The sequence below is a fragment of the Streptomyces europaeiscabiei genome (genome assembly GCF_001550375.1).
In the GTDB taxonomy this organism is placed as follows: Bacteria; Actinomycetota; Actinomycetes; order Streptomycetales; family Streptomycetaceae; genus Streptomyces; species Streptomyces europaeiscabiei.
In genome coordinates this window covers 1-22,845 of the sequence record NZ_LRTR01000325.1, presented here as the reverse complement: position 1 = coordinate 22,845, position 22,845 = coordinate 1, and the positions used below count along the sequence as shown (strand labels likewise).

Genomic DNA, 22,845 nt, shown 5'->3' with positions numbered 1-22,845 from the left:
CCGGCGGCGCGTCCGGCCGCCGACACGGAGGAGATACGCGCCGCCGTCGCCGAGGCGCTCGCCGAGGAGCGGGAGCGTGAGCTTGCCGAGGCGCGGGCGTTCTGGGCCGCCCAGGAGTCCCGTGACGTCTCCGACGCGCCCTCCCTGCTGGGTCTGCCCGACAGTGACCTGTTCCTGCCCCGGCAGTCCGATTTCGCGGGTCTGGAGCACCTGGAGCCGGTGATCGAGCCGAGCCTCGAGGGCGACGAGTACGTCGGGGAGTCCGCCGAGCTGGCCGCGGCCCGCCGCCGGCACCCCTCGCACCCCGATTTCGTGCCGGTGCAGTCGCCGGTCACCAACGACCACGAGCGCACGGTCGCCTGCCTGGAGGACCTCGCCGCGTCCCGCACCGAGCTGGCCGACGTCCGACCGGGGCCCCTCGGCACCCTCGACGTCTACGTCTTCGCCGACGGCACCACGCTCTGCATGACCCCCGGCCACCGCGAAACCGCCGAACGCCTCGCCGTGGCGCTCCAGACCGGTGACATCCCCGTCCTGCTGGGCGGCTCGGGCATCTCGGGCGCGTACGCCCTCACGTTCGAGTGCGGTGACGACATGGTCTACATCCTGGCGGACCGGGTGATCGCGTCGCTGTGAGGGCGATGCCGATGCCTCAGGGCCGCTTCAGGACGCCGTAGGCAGTACTTCTGGCTGGTGCCTTCTCGCCGCCGAGAGCGGCCGCGCCCTTCAGGGGCGCGGGGAAGGCGCGACCAGCCCCCGCACATCCGCAGCCGCCCGACCACCAGCGCCCCGAGCTCCCGGGCGCTGCCGCCAGGCGCTCACCTCACACCCCGGCCCGCCGCTGAGCCTCCTCCACCAGCCCCACGGCCTCCGTCAGCGCCCCCTCGTCGCCCAGAACCAGCGCGAGATCGTTCCCGGCGACCATGACCTGATCGGCCGCCGCGAACATCCCCACATCCGGCATCTCGCGAAGAGGCCCCTCGGGCGCCTCCAACCGCTGGGCACGCAGTGCCATCTCCCTGGCCAGCCCCAGCGCCTCCGCGGCGGCGCCCCGCTGCAGCCGGCTCTGCGGTGCGGCCCGCAACCGGTCGGCGAAATGTTCCACGGCACGGGTCAACGGTGTCGTATCAAGCACGCCGCGAGAGTACGCGCCCCGACCTGACTGTTGCCAACAGGCCGCCACTCAGGCAACGTGACCTGAAGGACCGGCTTACATTTCCCTTTCGCCCGGAGGCGCCGATGTCCCAAGTCTTCTCCGAGGAGACCCATCGCAATCTGCTCGCCCGCATCCCCCATTGCACCGGTCGTGAAATCTCCGACTGGATCCGCAAAGTCGACGAAGGCCCCGCTCTCCCCAACTTCGAGGAGAAGGTCAGCTGGCTCCGGCACGAGTACGACCTCGCGTACGGCCACGCCAAAGCGATCATTCACGAGTACGACCTGAGGAGGGCCGCGCGGAAGTTCCGCTGAAGCCGCCGAGAACCTACGAAGGGCCCCCGAACCTCACGGTTCGGGGGCCCTTCACAGCGGTACGGGGTCAGCCCGTGTTCCTAGTCGTCGCCGCTGAAGATGGCGACCAGACGGAGCATCTCGACGTAGATCCACACGAGGGTCATGGTCAGGCCGAACGCGGCCAGCCATGCCTCGTCGCGCGGGGCGCCGTAGGCGATGCCGTCCTCGATCTGCTTGAAGTCGAGGGTCAGGAAGAACGCGCCGAGGAGGATCGCGAGGATGCCGACGATCGCGCCGAGCGGGCCCATGCTGCGCAGTCCGCCGTCCGGGGCGAGCCCGAAGACGACGAGGAGCAGGTTGACCGCCATGACGAGGATGAAGGCGATCGCGATGGTCATACCGATGCGGGCGTACCGCGCGGTGACCCGGATCCAGCCCGCCTTGTAGACCAGGAGGGTGGCACCGGAGACAGCCATGGTGCCGAGCACCGCCTGGAAGGGCGCGCCGCTCCACTGCGAGTTGAACATCTCGCTGAGCACGCCGAGGAAGACACCCTCGAAGGCCGCGTATGCCAGGATCAGCGCGGGCGAGGCCTTGCGCTTGAAGGACTGCACCATCGCCAGGACGAAGGCGATGAGCGCGGCGCCGATGGCCAGGCCGAAGCTGGTGGGCGTCACCGGCAGGAGGGCCCAGGCCAGGATCGCGCCGACGACTACCGTGCCGAGCGTCATGGCCGAGCGCATGACGACGTCGTCCATCGTCATGGCGCCCGTGCGGGCCGGGGCCTGCGGCGGGACACCGTGCTGTACGTCCTGCTGGGCGTACGGGTTCGTCGCGTACGGGTTGCCACCCTGGGCGTAAGGGCTGCCCTGGGTGCCGACAGCTGCTCCCCCGGCCTGCGGCGCGGTGTTGAAGCCCGCGTGGCCGTTGTCGCGGCTGAACCCCCGTCGCGAGAAGACCGGGTTGCTGCTCCTCATTTCACTCCTCCATGGCCACCCTGCGTGGCCTTGGCTCAAGAGTAATAGGTAGGCAAAGGATTGACTCTACTGCTTGGGGAGGATCTTTCCCTGCCTTGTCATCGAACACGCTACGCGTCTCCGTGATTCCCCGTCCCACACCCCCCAACCCATGACCAACCCGGTACACGCCCGCGATCGTCCAGAGATCAACCACTACCGCGCCCCGCCAGCCGACCCGCTTCCACGGCTCGCACCCACTGGTCCTGAAGGCCCTGTCACCCTCTTCGACGGTGACGGTGTCCTGCCCCGAGCCGCCGTTGGCGGCGATGACGTCCTGCGCGTCCCGCCCGGTGCCGCTCAGCCGCCCCCAGGAGCAGTAGGTGACAACCCCGCCCTGCGGTCCGTCGCTCCGATACGTACCGGGCTCGTTGTCCTCACCGACGATGAAGGTGCCGTCTCCGGGGATCTCGTCGGCACCACGGCGACACGGACCGGACGGACCTGACGGACCGGACGAACCGGACGGGACGGGAAGGACTGGACGGGCGACATGGTGGGCGAGGAAGTCCACTGTGACCCTCGGGAGTCGCACAGGGGCCTCCCGGAGGACCCGAAGGAGCGCCTGGGGCCATGGAGACAGCGTGCGCCCGGGAGGGGGTGCGGGGCGCATGTCGCCCCGGGGCGGTACATGAGGGTGCGAAAGGAAATGTTCAGGTTTGGTCGGAGGTGCCCGGAACCGGACTTGAACCGGTACGCCCGCGAGGGGCAGCGAGGTTTAAGCTCGCCGTGTCTGCATTCCACCATCCGGGCAGGCCATGGGCTCCGCGCTGAGCTTCCGAGCCTATCGGGACGCTTCCCCCGAACAGTCGACGTGCGGACCGATGTTGTCTTATTTTATTGACGTCTGAGGGTGCATCAGCCCACGGAACACGCCATCCGCACTTGCCAACAGCCTTGCGGACGGCACGACCGGGCGTATGCGGAATGACGGAATTTCACCGCCCGAACGAGCGCCCCGCCGAGGACACGCGCGGTGACGCACCGACTCACGTCGGTCATGGCGGCCCAGCTCGTCGGTCATGGCGACCCGCACCCCGGTCGGAGCTCGCCCACCCCGGTCGGAGCTCGCCGTCATCCCCAGGTATGACGCGCCGCCCCTCTGTCCGTCAGAAGTCTGCCCCCGGAACCAGGACAACGGCTGACTACACGGCGCCCCTCGGTCGGGACGATGGAGGCATCCACGAAACGAACGGCCTCCGGCATGTCCCGCGGCACGCCCCGGCACACCACAGGCCGTCCTCGAACACCCCAACCGCCGTCGCCCCGCAAGGAGTTCCCACCCGTGACCACCACTCCCCTCGCCGACCGGGCCACCACCGTGGCCGCCCGCGCCACGGAACTGTCGAAGGTCTACGGGCAGGGCGAGACCCGGGTGGTCGCGCTGGACCAGGTCTCCATCGACTTCCGGCAGGCCCAGTTCACCGCGATCATGGGCCCCTCGGGGTCCGGCAAGTCCACGCTGATGCACTGCGTGGCGGGTCTGGACACCTTCTCGGCGGGCTCCGTCCGGATCGGCGAGACCGAGCTGGGCTCGCTGAAGGACAAGCAGCTCACCAAGCTCCGCCGGGACAAGATCGGCTTCATCTTCCAGGCGTTCAACCTGCTGCCGACGCTCACGGCACTGGAGAACATCACCCTCCCGATGGACATCGCGGGCCGCAAGCCGGACAAACAGTGGCTGGACACCGTGATCCGGATGGTGGGCCTCGCCGACCGGTTGAGCCACCGGCCCGCCCAGCTCTCCGGCGGCCAGCAGCAGCGCGTGGCCGTGGCGCGGGCGCTCGCCTCCCGGCCGGACATCATCTTCGGGGACGAGCCGACCGGAAACCTCGACTCCCGGGCCGGCGCCGAGGTGCTGGGCTTCCTGCGCAACTCCGTACGGGAGTTGGGGCAGACCGTGGTGATGGTGACGCACGACCCGGTGGCCGCGGCGTACGCGGACCGGGTCGTCTTCCTCGCCGACGGACGCCTCGTGGACGAGATCCACGAGCCGACGGCGGACTCCGTCCTGGACCGCATGAAGAGGTTCGACACCAAGGGCCGTACGAGCTAGGGGAGTTCGGGAATCGGCCCGCCAGACAGCGCTCGATCACCCGCCACCACCCACCACCGTCACCCCTCCGACCCCTGACAGGGACCCCACTCATGTTCCGTACCGCCCTGCGCAACGTGCTCTCGCACAAGGCCAGGCTTCTCATGACCGTGCTCGCGGTGATGCTCGGCGTCGCCTTCGTGTCGGGCACGCTGGTCTTCACGAACACCATCTCGGAAGCGCTCCAGAAGAGTTCGGCCAAGGGCTTCGACCACGTGGACGTCTCGATCGGGGCGGGGTACCGCCCGGACGAGGGCGACAGCCTCGCGGAGCAGCCGAAGCTGACGCCGGAGCTGCTGAAGAAGGTCGAGCGGGCGCCCGGCGCCGAGTCGGCGATCGGTGTGGTGAGCGGGTTCACCGCCCTCGCCGACAAGGACGGCAAGCTGATCGGCGGCGGCTTCCAGTCGCAGGGCGGGAACCTCTGGGGGACGGACGACCCCCGGTATCCGATCCGGGACGGCGGCCGCGCGCCCAAGGGCGAGAACGAGGTCGCCATCGACTCGCAGACCGCGAAGCGCGCCGGGTACAAGGTGGGCGACACGATCCGCCTGTCCGTCGACGGGCCGGTCCTGAAGCCCACCGTCACCGGGATCTTCACGACGGACGACGGCAATGTCGCGGCCGGCGGCAGCCTCGCCCTGTTCGACACGGCGACCGCGCAGAAGCTCTTCCACATGGAGGGCGAGTACGACGAGATCGCCGTGACGGCGGCGGCCGGCACCAGCCAGGCCCAGCTCAAGGCGGCCATCGACAAGATGCTCCCCGAGGACTCCGCCTACACCACCACCGGTGAGCAGCTCGCCGACGACCAGGCCACACAGATCGCCGCCGAAATGAGCGGCCTGAAGAACGCGCTGCTGGTCTTCGCCGGGATCGCCCTGTTCGTGGGCACGTTCATCATCGCCAACACCTTCACGATGCTCGTCGCCCAGCGCACCAAGGAGTTGGCGCTGCTGCGGGCGGTGGGCGCCTCCCGCCGCCAGGTGACGCGGTCCGTGCTGATCGAGGCGTTCGTGGTGGGCACGGTCGCCGCGGTCACCGGTCTCGCCGCCGGTGTCGGCATCGGAGCGGGGATGCGGGCCCTGATCGGCGCCCTCGGCGAGACCGTCCCGGACGGCCCGCTGGTGGTCTCCCCCGGCACGGTCGCCACCGCCCTGCTCGTGGGCGTGCTGATCACGATGACGGCCGCCTGGCTGCCGGGCCGCCGCGCGGCGAAGATCCCGCCGGTCGCCGCGATGAGCAGCGTCCACGCGGCGGCGACGACCAAGTCGCTCGTCGTGCGGAACACGATCGGCGCGCTGCTCGCGGGCGCGGGCGTGGCCACCGTCCTGTACGCCACCACCATGGACGGCTCGGACGGTCAGGCTCCGATGGGCGTCGGTGCGGTTCTCCTGATCATCGGCGTGTTCGTCCTCACGCCCCTCCTCTCCCGCCCTCTGATCGCGGCCGGGGCGCCCCTCATGCGGGTCTTCGGGATCTCCGGCAAGCTCGCCCGGCAGAACTCCGTGCGCAATCCGCGCCGCACCGCCGCGACCGCCTCGGCGCTGATGATCGGCCTGACGCTGATCACCGGTATGACAGTGATGGCGGGCAGCCTGCAGCAGTCCATCGCCAGGATGGCCGCCGACGCGATCAAGGCGGACTACGTCGTCTCGATGGCCAACGGCAGCTTCCTCTCCCCCGAAGTGGAGAAGGAGCTCTCCGCCACCGAGGGCGTCACGGCCACGTCGTCGCTGCGCAACGCGGAGTCCCGTATCGAGGGCGAGACCGAGTACCTCACCGGGGTCAACGGCTCGGACATCGGCAAGCTCACCGACCTCCCCGTCGACGACGGGACGTTCAAGGTGGGCGGCGCGGACGTCGTCGTGGACGCGGACACCGCCGAGCGGCGCGGCTGGAAGGCCGGTTCGGAGTTCACCGCGGGCTTCCAGGGCGGCGAGAAGCAGAAGCTGACGGTCGCCGGGGTCTACGAGAGCAACGAGCTGATCCGGGGCATCCTCCTGGACAACGCGACGCTGACCGGGCGCCTGCCGGCCGCAGCCGACCCGGCCGACATGATGGTCATGGTCAAGACCTCGGCCGGTGCCTCCGACACCACCAAGGACCGGCTGGAGAAGGCCCTCGGCGAGAACCCGGCGATCAAGGTCCAGAGCGGGCAGGACCTCTCCGACGACATCGCGAAGATGTTCACGCTGATGCTGAACATGCTGTACGGCCTGCTGGCCATGGCCGTGATCGTCGCCGTCCTCGGGGTCATCAACACCCTCGCCATGTCGGTCTTCGAGCGTTCCCAGGAGATCGGCATGCTCCGCGCGATCGGTCTCGACCGACGGGGCATCAAGCGGATGGTCCGTCTGGAGTCCCTCGTCATCTCCCTCTTCGGCGGTGTCCTCGGCATCGGCCTCGGCGTCTTCTTCGGCTGGGCCGCCGGCGAACTCATCGCCAGCAGGATGCCGACGTACGAACTGGTCGTCCCCTGGGCCCGGATGGCCCTGTTCCTCCTCCTCGCCGCCACGGTCGGCATCCTGGCCGCGCTGTGGCCCGCCCGCCGCGCGGCGAAGCTCAACATGCTGTCGGCGATCAAGTCGGAGTAGCCGCGCGGGAGACATGACGACAGCAGGAGTGGGCCCCCGTTCCGCATCGGAACGGAGGCCCACTCGCGCCGCCCGCACATGGCCGCTCACGCCCTCGTACGGGCGCTCAGGCCCCCCAGGTCCGGGCCCTGAGCGGGAGCCCCGACGCACCCCCTTCCGGAGGCCGTACGGCCAGCACCTGGTTGACGCCGAGGCGGTTGCGTTCGAAGCCGAGGGCGGAGGCGGCCATGTAGAGGCGCCACACGCGGGCGCGGCCGGGGCCGACGAGGGCGGTCGCCTGCGCCCAGCGGGCTTCGAGGTTGGTGACCCAGGCGCGCAGGGTGAGCGCGTAGTGCTCGCGGAGGGCTTCCACGTCACGGACCTCGAACCCGGCGCGCTCGAGTCTGCTGACGGTGGTGCCGACGGGGGCGAGTTCACCGTCCGGGAAGACGTAGGCGTCGATGAATCCGTCGACGGAGTAGGTGCTCTCGTCGCACTGCGGCCGCCGTGAGATCTGGTGGTTGAGCAGCCGTCCGCCGGGGGCGAGGAGCCGGTACAGGTCCTTGGCGTACTCCAGGTACCTGTCGGCGCCGACGTGTTCGGCCATGCCGACGGAGGAGATCGCGTCGTAGGGCCCATCGGTGACGTCGCGGTAGTCCTGGACACGGATCTCGACCCGGTCCGTCAGGCCCTCGTCGGCGACGCGTTTACGGGCGTACGCGGCCTGCTCCTGGGAGAGGGTGACGCCGACGACGTGCACGCCGTACTCACGGGCCGCGTGCACGGCCATGGAACCCCAGCCACAGCCGACGTCGAGGAGTCGCGTGCCCGGGGTCAGGCCGAGTTTGCGGCAGATGAGGTCGAGCTTGTCGTGCTGGGCGGCTTCGAGGGTGGTGGTGCCGTCGGAGGCCGTCCAGTAGGCGCAGGAGTACACCATCGACCGGCCGAGGACGATCTCGTAGAAGTCGTTGCCCACGTCGTAGTGGTGGCTGACGGCTCGTCTGTCGGTGCTCCTGGTGTGCCGGTGGCGGGCGCGGACCTCCTCGCGGGGCGGTTCTGGCGGGAGGACGACGGCGGGGCCGGCCAGCTTGAGCAGGCCCTTGACGGCCGCCCGGAACTCCGGGTCGCGCAGGGCTTCGGTGAGGCTCCGGGCGTCCTCGTCCCGCTCCCACACGTGTCCGGCCACCAGGTCCAGTACGGCGTACAGGTCCCCGTCGATGCCGAGGTCACCGGCGACCCAGGCGCGGGCCAGGCCCAGTTCGCCCGGCTTCCACAGCAGCCGGCGCAGGGCCCTGCGGTTCCGTACCACGACCACGGGGGCCTCCGGCGGGCCTGCCGTCGATCCGTCCCAGGCCCGCAGCCGGACCGGGAGCGGAACCCCGGACACCTGCTCGAACAGGGTCTTCAGCCGCGACGCGGCGTCCTGCATGGCGCACACCTCCGTGACAAGAGATCCCGGAATGTCCAGTGTCACGGTAAACACGGGCGGGGCTTCGCTGTAGTCCCCGGTGAGGTGTGTTGTTCGGGTGCGGGTGGGTGGGGGTTGTCCGCGCTCCTGAGGACGACGGCCCGGCGGGCCGATACGCACGGGCACGGCCCTGCTTCTCAGGTGCGCGGGAACCTGCGCGACAAGCCCCCACCCGCCCGCGTCCGCACCCGCCGACGCACCGGACCCCCGAGCTCTCCCGCGAACGCCGAAGGACCTCCCGCACCACGGATGGCGGGAGGTCCTTCGGGTCGGTCGAAGGGTGACCGGGAGGGTCAGGAGGCCTTGGCCTTCTCCTCGGTCTTGGCCTTCTCCTCGGTCTTGGCCGGGGCCGCGGCGACCGGCGCCGGCTTGGCCGCCTCGTAGAACTCCTCGCGGGGAGTCTCGATGGCGCCCAGGGAGACGACCTCGCGCTTGAGGAACATCGCGAGGGTCCAGTCGGCGAAGACGCGGATCTTGCGGTTCCAGGTCGGCATCGCGAGGCCGTGGTAGCCACGGTGCATGTACCAGGCGAGACGGCCCTTGAGCTTGATCTTCATCTTGCCCATGACGATCATCGCGACACCCTTGTGGAGGCCGAGGCCCGCCACCGCACCCTTGTTGGAGTGCGCGTACTCCTTCTGCGGGAAGCCCCGCATGCCGGAGACCACGTTGTCGCCGAGGACCTTCGCCTGACGCAGCGCGTGCTGGGCGTTCGGCGGGCACCAGGCGTTCTCGACGCCGGCCTTGCGGGCGGCGACGTCCGGAACCTGGGCGTTGTCGCCCGCGGTCCAGATGTAGTCGGTGCCGGTGACCTGGAGGGTCGGCTGGGCGTCCACGTGACCGCGGGGGCCGAGCGGCAGGCCGTAGCGCGAGAGGACCGGGTTCGGCTTGACGCCGGCGGTCCAGACGATCGTGTTGGAGTCGACCTCGAGGCCGTTCTTCAGCACGACGTGGCCGTCGACGCAGGAGTCCATGGAGGTGTTGAGGTAGACCTCGACCCCACGGCCCTCCAGGTGCTCCTTGCCGTACTGGCCGAGCTTCGGGCCGACCTCGGGGAGGATCTTGTCGGCGGCGTCGACGAGCACGAAGCGCATGTCCTCGCGGGACACGTTCTTGTAGTACTTCGCGGCGTCGCGGGCCATGTCCTCGACCTCGCCGATGGTCTCGGCGCCGGCGAAGCCACCGCCCACGAAGACGAAGGTCAACGCCTTGCGGCGGACGTCCTCGTCGGTCGTGGAGTCGGCCTTGTCGAGCTGCTCGAGCACGTGGTTGCGCAGGCCGATGGCCTCCTCGATGCCCTTCATACCGATGCCCTGTTCGGCGAGGCCGGGGATCGGGAAGGTGCGGGAGACCGCGCCGAGCGCGACGACCAGGTAGTCGAAGGGCAGCTCGTACGCCTCGCCGACCAGCGGGGCGATCGAGGCGACCTTGCGGTCCTGGTCGATGGTGGTGACCCGACCGGTGAGGACCTCCGCCTTCGGCAGCACGCGTCGCAGCGGGACGACGACGTGCCGGGGGGAGATGCTGCCGGCGGCGGCTTCGGGGAGGAAGGGCTGGTAGGTCATGTACGACCGGGGGTCGACGACCGTGACGGTCGCCTCGCCGTAGCGCATCTTCTTGAGGATGCGCCGAGCTGCGTACAGGCCTACGTACCCACCGCCTACTACGAGGATCCTGGGACGCTCCGTGGTGCTCATGCCATCGAGTATGTACCCGCCATCCGGGGGTCGCTCGTGCGCCCCTTCACAAGCTTCTTCACACCCTCTGCTACACTGCGCGGCCCTCATGTCGCAGGTCGTGGTGGACCAGGGGAACCGACCTGCGTGAATGACCGATGTCAAGGCCGCGTGAACTGCCGTTCCGGGCCCGCGAACCCCCCGAACCACCCTCTGGTTTCACACAGACGAGACCCCCGCGAAAGCCCCTCGGGGGAGCTCCGTTGACCCCCCGGAGCCCTCGAAGGCTCTGTGGAGCCTCAAAACATCGCTCAACAGGGCCGATTCTCTTGTGAAGAACTTCACGAAGTTTCTCGACGGCGGATCGACGAGGGGTGCCGAAGCACCCCTCGGGCGCGCTCATACGTTATCCGAACAGCTCAAGCGAGGCTACCGGCGAGTAGTAAACACTCGCTCACAGGCGCCGCCGGGCGACCGGGAGAACCCCGAAACGCACCCGGGGTCCCGCGCCTCGCTCAAGCCGCGGACCAGGCGATTCCATCCAGAATGTCGTGTTCGCTCACCACGACCTCCGCCGCGCCGATCCGTTCCATGATCGAGAGGAGGACGAGGGCGCCCGCCGCGATCACGTCCACGCGCCCAGGGTGCATCGACGGCACCGCCCCCCGCTCGGCGTGCGTCGACCGCAGCAGCCACTCGGTGATCTCCCGGACGCGGTCGTGGGAGACCCGGGAGTGGTGGATGGCCACCGAGTCGTACGCGGGCAGATCCTGGGCGATCGCGGACAGGGTCGTCACCGAACCGGCGAGCCCGACCAGGGTGTGCGCCTCCCGCAGGGGGACGTCCCGCTCGGCGAGGTCCAGCGCGGCCTCGATGTCGGCGCGGATCGCGGCGATCTGCTCCGGCCGCGGGGGGTCGGAGACGACCCCGTCCCGGACGAGGTGCCGCTCGGTCAGCCGTACGCAGCCGATGTCCACGGAGCGGGCGCCGCGCACGTGTTCGTCGCCGACGACGAACTCGGTGGAGCCGCCGCCGATGTCCACGACCAGGTACGGCCTGGCGAGGTCGGCGCGCCCCTTCAGCTCCTTGGTCGCTCCGGTGAAGGAGAACTCGGCCTCCTGGTCACCGGAGATCACCTCGGGCTCGACACCGAGGATGTCGAACACCCCGCGGACGAACTCGTCCCGGTTCTCGGCGTCACGGGAGGCGGAGGTGGCCACGAAGCGGACCCGCTCGGCGCCGAGCTCCTTGATGGCCGCCGCATACTCCCGGCAGGCCGCGAAGGTCCGCTCCAGCGCCTCGGGGGCCAGCCGGCCCGTACGGTCGACGCCCTGGCCGAGCCGGACGATGGTCATGCGCCGGTCCAGCTCGACGAGTTCACCGGTGGCCGGGTCGGCGTCGGCGACGAGGAGCCGGATGGAGTTCGTACCGCAGTCGACGGCGGCGACCCGGGTCACTGGTCGTCCTCCTTCGCGGGCTCGGTCGCGGACACCACGCACGGGCCCTTCGCCCACCACTCCGGCAGCATCGCGATCGCCTCGTCGCCCAGCGGGTTGACGCCGGGACCGGCGGCCAGCGAGTGCCCGACGAGGACGTGCAGGCACTTCACGCGGTCCGGCATGCCACCCGCGCTCGGGAAGCCCTCCAGGACCTCGATCTCGTCCCGGCGGGCGATGTAGTCCTCGTGCGCGGCCCGGTACGCGGCGGCCAGCTCGGGGTCCGTCGCCAGCCGCTGCGTCATCTCCTTCATCACGCCGTTCGCCTCCAGCGTGCCGATCGCGGAGGCCGCGCGCGGGCACGTCAGGTAGTACGTCGTGGGGAAGGGCGTTCCGTCCGGCAGGCGCGGCGCCGTCTCGACGACGTCCGGCTGCCCGCACGGGCAGCGGTGCGCGATCGCGCGCAGCCCGCGCGGCGGGCGCCCGAGCTGCTGCTGGAAGGCCTCGACGTCGGCGTCGGTCGGCTCGGTGCGCGGGGTGGTCGGCGGAGGGGTCTGCATAACCTGCTACTCAAGTCCTCGGTGTGGCTCATCGGTTCACGGTCACGAAGGTGGCCGTTCAGCTGTCGGCGGCGTCGGCCTTGTCGACGCCGTCCCAGACATTGGTGTACCAGGGGCGGTCGGCCGCCCCCTGCGTCGTACGGGACTGCTTCGCGGCGTCCGGGTCGATCATGGTGTAGCCGGTCTCGCCCGGCATCACATAGTGCAGCCGCTCCCGGATGCGCTGCTCGGCGTACGCGTCGTCCTGCCAGCGCGCCTTGAGGTCGCGCAACTCCTCGACCCGCTCGCGCGCCTCCTGACGCTGCCGCTGCATGTCGGCGATGTCGGCGCGCTGGGAGACGTACTGCCTTATGGGATAGGCGAGCGCCACGATCATCGAGCAGAGGACGAGGGCGAGCAGCGCGGCCCGGCCGGTCAGCCGGGAGCGGCGGGCCTGGCGCTTGGTCTGGGAGCGGTAGACCCGGGCCGCCGTCTGCTCACCGAGCACCTTCAGCCGGGTCGCGGTGGAGAAACGGTCCCGGTCCCGGTCCTTCACGGCCATGTCCCGTTTCCCCTTCTTCTCCTGCGTGCACGTGCGTACGTCCCCGCACACGGTACGGGACCGAGTACGGGGACGTACGTACGACGCTTCCTACTTGCCGTCCTGCTGCCGTCAGCCCTTGAAGCGGGGGAAGGCGGAGCGGCCGGCGTACACCGCGGCGTCGTCGAGGATCTCCTCGATGCGCAGCAGCTGGTTGTACTTCGCGACGCGGTCCGAGCGGGCCGGGGCGCCGGTCTTGATCTGACCGCAGTTCACGGCCACGGCGAGGTCGGCGATGGTGACGTCCTCGGTCTCGCCGGAGCGGTGGGACATCATGCACTTGAAGCCGTTGCGCTGGGCCATCTCGACGGCGTCCAGGGTCTCGGTCAGCGAGCCGATCTGGTTGACCTTGACGAGCAGGGCGTTGGCGGAGCCCTCCTCGATGCCGCGGGCGAGGCGCTCCGGGTTGGTGACGAAGAGGTCGTCGCCGACGATCTGGACCTTGTCGCCCAGCTTCTCGGTGATGGCGTTCCAGCCGGCCCAGTCGTCCTCGAACAGCGGGTCCTCGATGGAGACGAGCGGGTACGACGCGACGAGGTCGGCGTAGTACTCCGTCATCTCGGCGGCGGAGCGCTCCTTGCCCTCGAAGGTGTAGACGCCGTCCTTGTAGAACTCGGAGGCGGCGACGTCCAGCGCGAGGGCGATCTGCTCGCCGGGGGTGTAGCCGGCCTCCTTGATGGCCTCGAGGATGAGGTCGAGGGCGGCGCGGTTGGACTCCAGGTTCGGGGCGAAACCGCCCTCGTCGCCGAGGCCGGTGGACAGGCCCTTGGTCTTCAGCACCTTCTTGAGGGTGTGGTAGACCTCGGCGCCCCAGCGCAGGGCCTCGGAGAAGGACTCCGCGCCGATGGGGGCGATCATGAACTCCTGGATGTCCACGTTGGAGTCGGCGTGCGAGCCGCCGTTCAGGATGTTCATCATCGGAACGGGCAGCAGGTGCGCGTTCGGGCCGCCCAGGTAGCGGAAGAGCGGCAGGTCGCTGGCCTCGGAGGCGGCGTGGGCGACGGCGAGGGAGACGCCGAGGATGGCGTTGGCGCCGAGGGAGCCCTTGTTGTCGGTGGCGTCCAGGTCGAACATCGCCTGGTCGATCAGGCGCTGCTCGGTGGCGTCGTAGCCGACGAGCTCCGGGCCGATCTGCTCGATGACGGCGAGGACGGCCTTCTCGACGCCCTTGCCGTGGTAGCGGTTGGGGTCGCCGTCACGGAGCTCGATGGCTTCGAAGGCACCGGTGGAGGCGCCGGACGGAACGGCGGCACGACCCGTGCTGCCGTCGTCGAGGCCGACCTCGACCTCGACGGTGGGGTTGCCTCGCGAGTCGAGGATTTCCCGGGCTACGACGACGTCGATGGACGGCACGAGCATCTCCTTCATGGGATGTGACGCTGGTTGTGCGGGGCCGCTTGGGCCTTGCGACTAGAGCCTAACCGCCCCCGGGCCGTCGGCAGCCGACCGACCGTCCCGTGGACAGACAGACCGTACCCATTGTTTCAGCTCGGAACAAAGGGGGGTGGACGAGAAAGTGAACAGAAGGAAGGAGCGGCCCGGGCGGACGCGCGGGGCAGCGGCTCAGGGACGCGCACGAAAAAGCCCCGCCCCGGTGCGTACGGGGGAATGCGCACCGGGGCGGGGAGCCCGTGGGGACGGGGGGACGGCCCTCACGAGGTCTTCACTATGGAGGACACGGATGTGAGTGGGCTGTGGTTCAGCCGGGGAGCGGCCTTGTTCATTTCGGCCCGGCTGAACCCGCCCCGCCTGCCCGGCCGTTGGGGCGGCCGTGGGGATGGCAGACGTCGAGCGGCCGTCGCGGTCGCCGGGGGTCAGCTCAGGTGGAGCTGCTGGCCCGGGTAGATGAAGTCGGCGTCGTCGATGATGTCCTTGTTCAGCTCGAAGAGCTTCTCCCAGCCACCCTTGACGTTCTTCTTCTCGGCGATGCCGCTGAGGGTGTCGCCGCTGACGACCTTGTACTCGCCGTCGCCCTTCTTGACCTTCTTGCCGGTCGGGGTCTCGACGGTGGCGCGCTCGGAGGAGCGGGAGGCGCGGGTGTCCTCGGTGCTCTTCTTGGTGCTCTCCTGGGTGCTCTCCTGCGAGGAGGAGCCGGAGTTCGAGGTGCCACCGGAGGCGGGGGCACCGTCGTACGCGGCGCCGGACAGGCCGGTGCCGCAGACCGGCCAGGCACCCTTGCCCTGGCCCGCGAGAACCTTCTCGGCGATCGCGATCTGCTGGGCCTTGCTCGCCTGGTTGGCGGTGGAGGCGTACTGCGTACCGCCGTAGGCGGCCCAGGTGGAGGCCGCGAACTGCAGACCGCCGTAGTAGCCGTTGCCGGTGTTGATGGACCAGTCCCCGCCGGACTCGCACTGGGCGACGGCGTCCCACTCGGAGGTGGTCGCGGCGGAGGCGCTGCCGGCGACCATCAGCGGGGCGGCGATGGCGGCGGCGCCGGTGACACCGGCGACGGCGATGGCGCGAGCGGCCTTGGACGGGCGACGGTGCTTGCCCTTGCTGGAAAACAGCATGGAGAGATCCCCTCACCGACGCCTACGAGGTGAGCTGTCGGGTTCGGGCCGGTTGAGTTGCCCGGCCGCGCACGCTCGCCTTTCGGCTCACGTCGCGCGGCTTCACCCCAAGCCGGTTCCGGACGTACGCCCCCGAAGGGCCGTAACCGCCGGACCCGGCACTTACCTTGGGTCCCCCGCTCCTGCCTACGGCGCTTGCGCGACGACTGTTCCTCGCGGTCGCTGGCAGGATTCGGCGTGCCGACCGGAAGGGCCCGCTGTGGCGAGCGGTCACGACCGTAAACAGGTGATTGCCCGAATTTCAAAGACGATCAGGGGGTCTGTGATTCATCTCCCACCTAGATCAAAACGGGCATTCAGGGGCGAAACGTGACCCTAACTGCCGCTACTTTTCGCCCGTTTCGACACCGACTTCGAGGGTCTGACCGGGAAGGATAAGGTCCGGGTCAGTTCCGACCGTGCCCTCGTTCTCGGCGTACAGGTCCCGCCACCCGCCACCCAGGCCGAGCGAGTTCACGATGCCCGTCAGGCTGTCGCCCACCTGGACGGTGTACGCGCCGTCCACGACCTCACGCGCCGCGTCGCCACCACGGGAGGCGTGACGGCCGGAGGAGGCGGAGTCGGTGCGGGAGCCGTCGGTCGCGCCCGCATCGGCGCCGGCGTCCGCGTCGGCACCCTCGTCGGCGCCGGCGCCGCGGTGACGGCCGGTGCCACTGTCGCTGTCATCGGCAGCCGAAGAGCCGTCACTCCGGCTTGAACCGTCCGGGTTTTCACCGCCGGAGGCCGTGGAGTCGCCCGAGCCGGTGCCGGTTTCCGCCTTGGTGGAACCTTCGGGGACATTCGTGGATGAGTCCGATGAGTCCGATGAGTCAGGCGATTCGGATGATTCGGATGATTCGTCGGACCGGCCCGAGCCGGTCGAGCCGGTGGAGCCGGTGGAATCGACCGACTTGGTCGAGTCGGCCGAGTCGGTCGAGTCGGTCGAGTCGGTCGAGTCGGTCGAGTCGGTCGAGTCGGTCGACTTGGATGAATCCGACAAACCAGATGAGTCGGATGAGCCGGAGGAACTGTCGGAGCTCGCCGAGTCGCCCGCGACACCCGTGTCCACGTCGGCGGAACCGGAGTCGCCGCCGAGGTTGTGGAGCAGTCCACAGGTGGACCAGACACCGACGCCCTGGTCCGCGAGCACCTTCTCGGCGACCGCTATCTGCTGCGAACGGCTGGCCTGGTCGGCGGCCGTCGCGTAGTCGAGGCCGCCGTACTTCTCCCAGTTCGCCTGGGTCAGCTGGAGGCCGCCGTAGCGCTCGTTCCCGGTGTCCGCGCTCCAAGAGCCACCGCTCTCGCACTCCGCCACCTGGTCCCAGGTGGTTCCGCTGGCCGCACTCGCGCCGGTGGCGCCGAGGAGTGGGATCGCGATGGCCGATCCGGTCACTCCGGCCGCGACAAGGAGGGCAGGAGCCTGACGGGGGCGACGGTGACGACCGTTCCCGGAGAGCATGCGATTGCCTTTCACACGACAGCAGTGGCCCGTGCGACGGGCGTGGTGCCCCCTTCGCACTGACGTGTGAACGTATCGGCAGTCGATCAGTTGTCACAAGTTAATGCAGCGCAGATCACGTGAAGATCACAGAGTTGAGGGAGCGTCATCTTCTGGCGCGGAATGGGGTAGTCCTACGGGCCGCCCGGGTATGACTACGGACTGCTCACAGGCCGCTTCTGCGGGGTGAATTCCACCGGAAGCGTGCGCAACCCCCGCATGATGAGACCTCCTCGCCATCTCAGATCGGCTGAATCCCCTGCGAGTCGCAGGTCGGGGAGGCGGGTGAGGAGCGTCGCCAGCGCGGTCTGGCCTTCGAGGCGTGCGAGTGGGGCGCCCAGGCAGTAGTGGATGCCGTGGCCGTACCCGAGGTGCTGGTTGTCGCGGCGGGAGAGGTCGAGGGTGTCGGGGTCGTCGAAGCGGGCCGGGTCGCGGTCGGCGGCCGCGAGTACGACGAGGACGGGGTCGCCGGGGGCGATGTCCTGCCCGCCGATGGTCAGGGGCTGGGTCGCGAAGCGCCAGGTGGCGAGCTCGACGGGGCCGTCGTAGCGGAGGAGTTCCTCGACGCCGGTTTCGAGCAGCGCGGTTTCCCGGGCGGCGAGGGAGGCCTGGAGGCGGGCACGCTGTTCGGGGTGGGTGAGGAGGGCGTACGTGCCGTTGCCGATCAGGTTGACGGTCGTCTCGAACCCGGCGAACAGCAGGATGAACGCCATCGCCGCGGCCTCGTTCTCGGTGAGGTGCTCACCGTGGTCGGAGGCGCGGATGAGCGCGGAGATGAGGTCCTCGCCGGGCATGGGGTGCTCGGTGAGGGCCTCCCGCTTGCGGTGGATGAGGTCGGCGAGATAGCCGCGCATCTTCTTCACCGACCGCGCGACGCCGCCACGCGGGCCACCGCCGTGCCGGATCATCATCCCCGCCCAGTCCCGGAAGTCGTCCTGGTCCTCCCGGGGGACGCCGAGCATGTCGCAGATCGCGTAGATGGGGAGGGGGAAGGCGAACTCGTGGATGAGGTCGGCCTCGCCCTTGTCCGCGAACCGGTCGATGAGCTGATCGGTCAGCTCCTGGACCCGGGGCGCGAACTCGGCGACCCTGCGGGGCGTGAACGCCTTGGAGACGAGACGGCGGAGTCGGGTGTGATCCGGCGGATCGATGTTCAGCAGATGCGTCATCAACTCGGCCTTGCGCTCACCGGGGATACCCGTCTTCCCCCTGGCGTGGGCCGGCTCGTCGTGATGTGCCGGGTTCTTCGACAGACGCCCGTCGGCGAGCGCCTGCTTCGCGTCGCCGTGGCGGGTGACCAGCCAGGCCTCCACACCACTGGGGAGGCGCGTCCTGTGCACGGGCGCATGGTCTCGGAGCCAGGCGTACGCCGGGTAGGGGTTGGTGGCGAACTCCCAGGTGAAGAGATCGGGCGCGCCGGTTCCCGTGGGGGTGGCGGAGGTGGATGCGGGCTGGTTGGTCACCCGCCGACGGTATCGGGCCCTTCGGGGGCACCCGGCCCCCTCCCCGGTAGCCGGTCGGGCAGGAGCACGACGCGGGCGCTCGCGGGGTCGAAGCCCAGTACCGCACGGTCGTCGGCGCCCTCCGGGCACATCAGGACCGGCCTGCCGAGGCGCCGGCCGAGGGAGCGCAGGAAGCCGCAGAACGCGTCGAGCCGGTCCTGCCCCTGGATCTCCCTCAGATCCACGTCGAAGTCGATCACCTCGCCGGAGTGGAAGCGGAAGATCGCCAGCATGTCCGCCACCGGCCAGACCCTCAGCCAGGGGCATTCGGCACCGAGGGGTCGCGCCAGTACGCGCGCGGCGCTCGGCAGCGCCGACGTAGTCGTGCCTTCGATGTACTCGTGCTTCCAGCCGCTCTCCGCGACGAGATCGAGAAGCGCCTGCCAGTCATCCGCCGAGGCGTCCGGGACGTGCAGGTCCGGCAGTGAACCCATCAGCTCGGGGTCGAAGATCCCCTTCACCTCGTCCCACAGCAGGTCTGGCTGCAGGTCTGGCTGCAGGTCTGGCTGTAGGCCTGGCTGTAGGCCTGGCTGTAGGCCTGGCTGCAGCTTTGGCAGCGGGTCCTGCAGCGGATCCGGGGGCGCGTCGTTCGTGGGCATGTCAGCGAGTGAGGTCTCCGGCCCCGTCGCTCTCCTCTCCGCTCTCGTCGCTCTCCTCCTCGGTCTCCTCGGTCTCCTCGGCCGTCTTGGCCGTCTTGGCCGTCTTGGCCGTCTTGGCCGTCTTGGCCTTCGTCCCCGCGCCGACGCCTTCGGCGACGCGGATCGCGTCCCGGTACGCGCGGGCCGCTGCCCGTAGGGCCGCCTCGGGGTCGATGCCCTGGGACTCCGCCTGGGCGGCGAGGGTGAGGAGTTCGTAGCCGATGTCGCCGCCGGGGGGTATCGGGACGGCGAGGCCCGCGGTGCGGGCGCGGGAGGAGAGCTTGGCGGCGAGGGCGAGGCCGGGCTGGCCGAGGGGTACGCCGTCGGTGACCGACTCGCGCTGCTTCTCCACGGCCTTGGTGCGGAGCCAGTGCGCCTTGACCTCCTCCGGGGTCGTGGCCGTGGCGTCGCCGAAGACGTGCGGGTGGCGGTGGATGAGCTTGGTGACGATGCCGGCGGCCACGTCGTCGATGGAGAAGGGGGTCTCGGGGTCGTCCTCGGCGATGCGGGCGTGGAAGACGACCTGAAGCAGGACGTCACCCAGTTCCTCGCGGAGTTCGTCGCGGTCGCCCTCCTCGATGGCCTCGACGAGTTCGTACGCTTCCTCGATGCCGTACTTGGCGAGGCCCTTGTGGGTCTGCTGGGAGGACCAGGGGCATTCGGCGCGGATCCGGTCCATCACCTGGATGAGGTCGAGGAGGCGGGCGCCGGGGAGGTCGTAGGAGGCGGGGAGGAGTTCCAGGGACGGCATCTGGACGCGGCCCGAGCCGGCGAGGCGGGCCAGGCCGTCGGTGAGGCGGGGTTCGCCCTCGGCCGTGGCCACCACGACCACCGTGCGGTCGCCGGCGCAGATGTCGACCAGTTCCTCGGCCGCCGGGGTCGCCTGCTCCACCGTTATGCCGGCCTCGCGGAGATAGGGGAGCTGAGGGTGCGCCTCGTCCGCGCAGAGGACGCGATCCGCCCCGTGGAGCGCCTGCCAGGCCGGCCAGGAGAGCAGGCCCGGTGCGACACGGTGGCTGGTGGTGAGCAGGACGACTCGGCCGGGGCCAGGGGTGGAGCCCGTGGTCTCGGAGGCCGTGGTGGCGGAGGCGCCGTCGGGGCGGTTTGCGTTCACCCCACGAACGTAACCCACGTCACGGACGCGCCCCGAAGTTATCCACAGGGCTGGGGGGCGGGTTCGTCCTCGCCCCCTGCCTTGCCATGTGGGCCGGTGTCCCGGGTGCCCGCCCAAGGCATCCGTCCTGGGCACCGGCCGTAGGCACCGGCCGCAAGCACCGCTGTAGGCACCGGCCCGTCGCTACGCCGACTCCCTCGTCCCCGTCCCGGTGACTTCCTTCAGCCACGGTGTCTTGGCTTCCAGCAGGCCGACCCGGCCGGACGCCGGGTCGACGCCCCAGCTGCCGTAGCGGGGGTTGAGGTCCACGTCGAGCTTCTTCGAGGCCTCGGAGAGGGCCTTCCAGAAGACCGCGCCGCCCTCCTGGGTGTTGAGGTCGGCACCGACGGAGGCGGCGAGTTTCTGGACCTCGACGTCGCTGCGGAGACTCTCCTCCAGTTGCTCCGGGGCGACGCTGTAGCGCTGCAGGTAGGCCGTTTCCAGGGCCTCGGCCCCGCCGGCCTCCGCTTCCAGGTCGGAACGGTACTTCTGGACTTCCTTGCGGGTGACGCTCACGCCGGCGTCCTCGAGCGCCTGGTCGAGGACCTTCTCCAGGACCATGCCGTTCAGGGTGTTGCGGGTGAGGGCGCTGCTCTGGGCGACGACCTGCTGGTACTGGTTCTGGTCCGTGCTGGCGGCGCGCTGGGCGGTGCGCACCTCGTTCACCCGGTTCTCCAGTTGCGCGACCGTGATCCGGTCGTCGCCCACGACAGCCGCCGCGCCGGGATGCGCATCGCTTCCGCAGGCGGTGAGGAGCGGGGACGCGGCGGCGATCGCTACGGAGAAAAGGAGCGCGGTGCGACGGCGGCGGTGCAAGTGGGCCTCCCGAGGAGATTGTGCGGCGGTGCACAAAGTCTTGCGGTGATCGATGTTAGGCAGTGGCCCTGCTCTCGGCCAGCCATTCGACCAACGATTCACACCGACTTCGGGCACCGTCGCCCCGGGACCGTGCCACCACCGGCCTCAGGCGCGGCCGTTCCGGCTGCGGCGCGGCCCGGGTGCCCGCCCGGCGTCGGACGGCGGTCGTCCCCCGATTCACCCCACGATCGCCACCGGGGCGTCCCACGCGTTGCGGTCCACGGTGATCGTGTGGCCGCCGCGGCTCTCCTTGCTGTTGACCATGTACTGGTGGGCGCGGTGGTGCCCGGTGTACAGCTTCGGGTCGAACGGCCAGTCGGTGGTCGTCGTGTTGACCTTGTCCCACTTGGCGTACCAGAGGTTGCCGGGCAGGTTCGTACGGTCGGTGGCGGTGGCGAGGGCCTTGGCGCTGGAGCTGCTGAAGCCGTAGAAGCCGGAGCGGTACCGCTTGGCGCCGAGTGCCTTGTGCCAGGCACGGACGTAGGTGAGCACGGCGTTGTCGCAGGCCGTGTTCGTGGTGTCGTACGCCTCCATGTCGAGGTAGAGCGCGCTGCCCGGCTTCATGCCGAGGGCGGCGGCCTTGGCGACGGCGTCCGCTCCGTCGGCGGCGCCCTGCGAGGCGGCGGTCGACGCGGTGATCTTCTCGGGGCTCGAACCGGTCTGGCAGGGCGGCTGGGCGCCGACGTAGAGCGGGACGAGCTTCCAGCCGAGGGTGTTGACGGACTTCACCCAGGAGGCGGTGAGTTCGGGCTGGGCGCAGCCGCGGTTCCTGCCGCCGACGTAGACCGCCGCCGCGCCGTAGAAGCCGGTCTTCCAGGCCTTCATCGCGGACAGGGAGGGAGCCGTGCAGGTGTCGAAGGCGCGGCCCGTGTAGACCTTGGCGGCGGGCCAGGCGGTGGTCGTGGCCTGGGAGTTCTGCGCGGCGAGCCCGGCTCCGGCGAGGACGGCGGCGCCTGCGGCGGTCCAGGCGATGTATCTGCGCTTGCGGGACTGCCGGTGGCCGGGACGGCCCGGGTGCCGCCGGCTCGACCCGTCGGATCGACGGTGGCTGTACTGGTTGTCGGACATGTGTGGCCCCACCCCTTGATCGCTGTGTGCGTCCAGCCAAGCGGTGCCGTCTCCGTGTTCGGGAAACCCCGGCTCTCGACCAAGGCAAGCTTCGGCCAAGGTGGCGCAAAACATGCGGAACGCCGTCCGCGTCAGCCGCGTACCTGCCCCAGCCACTGCAGCGTGCGCCGGACCTCGCCCGCCAGCGGATGGCCCGGCCCGCGCAGCCGCTCCACGTCCAGCAGCAGGCGGCCCAGGGTCTCGTGGGCGGCACCGCGGTCACCGAGGGCGAGGAGCAGGTGGCCTATGCGGCGGCGGACGTCGAGGGAGAGTTCGGGGTCGCCGCCGACGTACTGGTTCTCGTAGTACGGCAGCAGGGAGCGGTACTCGGCGAGGGCCGCGGCCGGTTCGCCGAGCTGTTCGAGGCACTGGGCGGAGTCGTAGCGGAAGCGCAGTGCCTGGGGGTCGGCCTGACCGGCCTCGGCGGCGCGCTCGTCACCGAGGCGGCGCAGCTCGGGCAGGGCCCGGCGGTACTGGCCGTCGTCCATGAGGGTGGCCGCGTACTGCTTGCGCAGGGTGCGGACGACGGGTGAGTGCTCGCCGTGCTGGGCGGCGGCGGCCGGGAGGATCGCGCCGAGGATGTCGACGGCCTGGGTGATGCGGCCCTCGCCGAGGAGCCGCTTGACCTCGTCGAGGGCGCCCGCCACGTCGGGCTTGTCGGCCGCGGGCGCATGGTCGAGCGCG

Annotated in this window: 19 protein-coding genes, 1 tRNA gene, 1 pseudogene and 1 riboswitch; of the genes and pseudogenes, 4 read left to right on the top strand and 17 right to left on the bottom strand. The window is 70.1% G+C overall.

The window, feature by feature from the left end; translation table 11 throughout:
* Positions 1-636 (top strand): hypothetical protein (locus tag AWZ10_RS15955; protein WP_060891385.1); only part of this gene is annotated, 636 nt, incomplete at its 5' end.
* 187 nt (positions 637-823) lie between these two features.
* Here AWZ10_RS15955 and AWZ10_RS15950 read toward each other — a convergent pair.
* Complete coding sequence (locus tag AWZ10_RS15950) at positions 824-1,135, bottom strand: hypothetical protein (RefSeq protein WP_173531687.1); 312 nt, start codon at positions 1,133-1,135, stop codon at positions 824-826.
* A gap of 104 nt (positions 1,136-1,239) precedes the next feature.
* On the opposite strand from AWZ10_RS15950, the gene AWZ10_RS15945 reads away from it, so the two are divergent.
* On the top strand, positions 1,240-1,470 hold the full coding sequence (locus tag AWZ10_RS15945; RefSeq protein WP_046709132.1) for a DUF4287 domain-containing protein: 231 nt from the start codon (positions 1,240-1,242) through the stop codon (positions 1,468-1,470).
* 80 nt (positions 1,471-1,550) lie between these two features.
* Here the strand turns inward: AWZ10_RS15945 and AWZ10_RS15940 are convergent, their stop codons facing one another.
* Positions 1,551-2,429, bottom strand: coding sequence for a Bax inhibitor-1/YccA family protein (locus AWZ10_RS15940; RefSeq protein ID WP_046709133.1), 879 nt, complete (start codon positions 2,427-2,429; stop codon positions 1,551-1,553).
* A 709-nt stretch (positions 2,430-3,138) separates the two neighbouring features.
* Positions 3,139-3,221 (bottom strand) — tRNA-Leu (locus AWZ10_RS15935).
* 532 nt (positions 3,222-3,753) lie between these two features.
* On the opposite strand from AWZ10_RS15935, the gene AWZ10_RS15930 reads away from it, so the two are divergent.
* Both AWZ10_RS15930 and AWZ10_RS15925 read left to right on the top strand, forming a co-directional pair.
* A complete protein-coding gene (locus tag AWZ10_RS15930) occupies positions 3,754-4,524 on the top strand; it encodes an ABC transporter ATP-binding protein (RefSeq protein WP_037692942.1) in 771 nt (256 codons plus the stop codon).
* Positions 4,525-4,616: 92 nt separating this feature from the next.
* The gene (locus AWZ10_RS15925; RefSeq protein WP_060891384.1) at positions 4,617-7,157 is read left to right on the top strand and encodes an ABC transporter permease; all 2,541 of its coding nucleotides are present in this window, start codon (positions 4,617-4,619) and stop codon (positions 7,155-7,157) included.
* Between the two features lie 106 nt (positions 7,158-7,263).
* Here the strand turns inward: AWZ10_RS15925 and AWZ10_RS15920 are convergent, their stop codons facing one another.
* The 14 genes and pseudogenes from AWZ10_RS15920 to AWZ10_RS15855 form a co-directional block, all read right to left on the bottom strand.
* On the bottom strand, positions 7,264-8,565 hold the full coding sequence (locus AWZ10_RS15920; protein WP_046709136.1) for an SAM-dependent methyltransferase: 1,302 nt from the start codon (positions 8,563-8,565) through the stop codon (positions 7,264-7,266).
* Between the two features lie 332 nt (positions 8,566-8,897).
* Complete coding sequence (locus AWZ10_RS15915; protein ID WP_046707990.1) at positions 8,898-10,301, bottom strand: NAD(P)/FAD-dependent oxidoreductase; 1,404 nt, start codon at positions 10,299-10,301, stop codon at positions 8,898-8,900.
* Positions 10,302-10,795: 494 nt separating this feature from the next.
* The gene (locus AWZ10_RS15910) at positions 10,796-11,737 is read right to left on the bottom strand and encodes a Ppx/GppA phosphatase family protein (protein WP_046707991.1); all 942 of its coding nucleotides are present in this window, start codon (positions 11,735-11,737) and stop codon (positions 10,796-10,798) included.
* On the bottom strand, positions 11,734-12,276 hold the full coding sequence (locus AWZ10_RS15905; protein ID WP_060891383.1) for a DUF501 domain-containing protein: 543 nt from the start codon (positions 12,274-12,276) through the stop codon (positions 11,734-11,736). Before AWZ10_RS15905 ends, AWZ10_RS15910 begins: the two co-directional genes overlap by 4 nt.
* 58 nt (positions 12,277-12,334) lie before the next feature.
* On the bottom strand, positions 12,335-12,817 hold the full coding sequence (locus AWZ10_RS15900) for an FtsB family cell division protein (RefSeq protein ID WP_037692931.1): 483 nt from the start codon (positions 12,815-12,817) through the stop codon (positions 12,335-12,337).
* A 111-nt stretch (positions 12,818-12,928) separates the two neighbouring features.
* Positions 12,929-14,209: a phosphopyruvate hydratase gene (gene eno, locus AWZ10_RS15895; protein ID WP_107065311.1), complete on the bottom strand. Its 1,281-nt coding sequence runs from the start codon at positions 14,207-14,209 to the stop codon at positions 12,929-12,931.
* Between the two features lie 461 nt (positions 14,210-14,670).
* Positions 14,671-15,366 (bottom strand): LysM peptidoglycan-binding domain-containing protein, encoded by a 696-nt coding sequence (locus AWZ10_RS15890; protein ID WP_046709893.1) that lies wholly within the window; start codon positions 15,364-15,366, stop codon positions 14,671-14,673.
* A gap of 4 nt (positions 15,367-15,370) precedes the next feature.
* A riboswitch (cyclic di-AMP (ydaO/yuaA leader) is annotated at positions 15,371-15,570 on the bottom strand.
* A gap of 181 nt (positions 15,571-15,751) precedes the next feature.
* A complete protein-coding gene (locus AWZ10_RS15885) occupies positions 15,752-16,864 on the bottom strand; it encodes a LysM peptidoglycan-binding domain-containing protein (RefSeq protein WP_060891382.1) in 1,113 nt (370 codons plus the stop codon).
* 194 nt (positions 16,865-17,058) lie between these two features.
* Positions 17,059-18,366: a cytochrome P450 family protein gene (locus AWZ10_RS15880; RefSeq protein ID WP_060891381.1), complete on the bottom strand. Its 1,308-nt coding sequence runs from the start codon at positions 18,364-18,366 to the stop codon at positions 17,059-17,061.
* Positions 18,363-18,839 (bottom strand): hypothetical protein, encoded by a 477-nt coding sequence (locus AWZ10_RS15875; protein WP_107417440.1) that lies wholly within the window; start codon positions 18,837-18,839, stop codon positions 18,363-18,365. The genes AWZ10_RS15880 and AWZ10_RS15875 overlap by 4 nt, the downstream gene beginning before the upstream one ends.
* 166 nt (positions 18,840-19,005) lie before the next feature.
* On the bottom strand, positions 19,006-20,157 hold the full coding sequence (locus AWZ10_RS15870; RefSeq protein ID WP_060891380.1) for a nucleoside triphosphate pyrophosphohydrolase: 1,152 nt from the start codon (positions 20,155-20,157) through the stop codon (positions 19,006-19,008).
* A 183-nt stretch (positions 20,158-20,340) separates the two neighbouring features.
* Positions 20,341-21,012, bottom strand: a complete 672-nt coding sequence (locus AWZ10_RS15865; RefSeq protein ID WP_046709897.1) for a SurA N-terminal domain-containing protein — start codon at positions 21,010-21,012, stop codon at positions 20,341-20,343.
* A 219-nt stretch (positions 21,013-21,231) separates the two neighbouring features.
* Positions 21,232-22,122: a glycoside hydrolase domain-containing protein gene (locus tag AWZ10_RS15860; protein WP_078935771.1), complete on the bottom strand. Its 891-nt coding sequence runs from the start codon at positions 22,120-22,122 to the stop codon at positions 21,232-21,234.
* Positions 22,123-22,253: 131 nt separating this feature from the next.
* Positions 22,254-22,845: pseudogene (locus tag AWZ10_RS15855) on the bottom strand (serine/threonine protein kinase); the annotation flags it as partial.

What these genes read in the sequence shown, in the direction of transcription:
- AWZ10_RS15945 (WP_046709132.1), top strand. Translation starts at nt 1,240, where the DNA reads ATGTCCCAAGTCTTCTCCGAGGAGACCCATCGCAATCTGCTCGCCCGC.
- AWZ10_RS15940 (WP_046709133.1), bottom strand. Translation starts at nt 2,429, where the DNA reads ATGAGGAGCAGCAACCCGGTCTTCTCGCGACGGGGGTTCAGCCGCGAC.
- AWZ10_RS15925 (WP_060891384.1), top strand. Translation starts at nt 4,617, where the DNA reads ATGTTCCGTACCGCCCTGCGCAACGTGCTCTCGCACAAGGCCAGGCTT.
- AWZ10_RS15920 (WP_046709136.1), bottom strand. Translation starts at nt 8,565, where the DNA reads ATGCAGGACGCCGCGTCGCGGCTGAAGACCCTGTTCGAGCAGGTGTCC.
- AWZ10_RS15915 (WP_046707990.1), bottom strand. Translation starts at nt 10,301, where the DNA reads ATGAGCACCACGGAGCGTCCCAGGATCCTCGTAGTAGGCGGTGGGTAC.
- AWZ10_RS15905 (WP_060891383.1), bottom strand. Translation starts at nt 12,276, where the DNA reads ATGCAGACCCCTCCGCCGACCACCCCGCGCACCGAGCCGACCGACGCC.
- AWZ10_RS15900 (WP_037692931.1), bottom strand. Translation starts at nt 12,817, where the DNA reads ATGGCCGTGAAGGACCGGGACCGGGACCGTTTCTCCACCGCGACCCGG.
- AWZ10_RS15890 (WP_046709893.1), bottom strand. Translation starts at nt 15,366, where the DNA reads ATGCTGTTTTCCAGCAAGGGCAAGCACCGTCGCCCGTCCAAGGCCGCT.
- AWZ10_RS15885 (WP_060891382.1), bottom strand. Translation starts at nt 16,864, where the DNA reads ATGCTCTCCGGGAACGGTCGTCACCGTCGCCCCCGTCAGGCTCCTGCC.
- AWZ10_RS15875 (WP_107417440.1), bottom strand. Translation starts at nt 18,839, where the DNA reads ATGGGTTCACTGCCGGACCTGCACGTCCCGGACGCCTCGGCGGATGAC.
- AWZ10_RS15860 (WP_078935771.1), bottom strand. Translation starts at nt 22,122, where the DNA reads ATGTCCGACAACCAGTACAGCCACCGTCGATCCGACGGGTCGAGCCGG.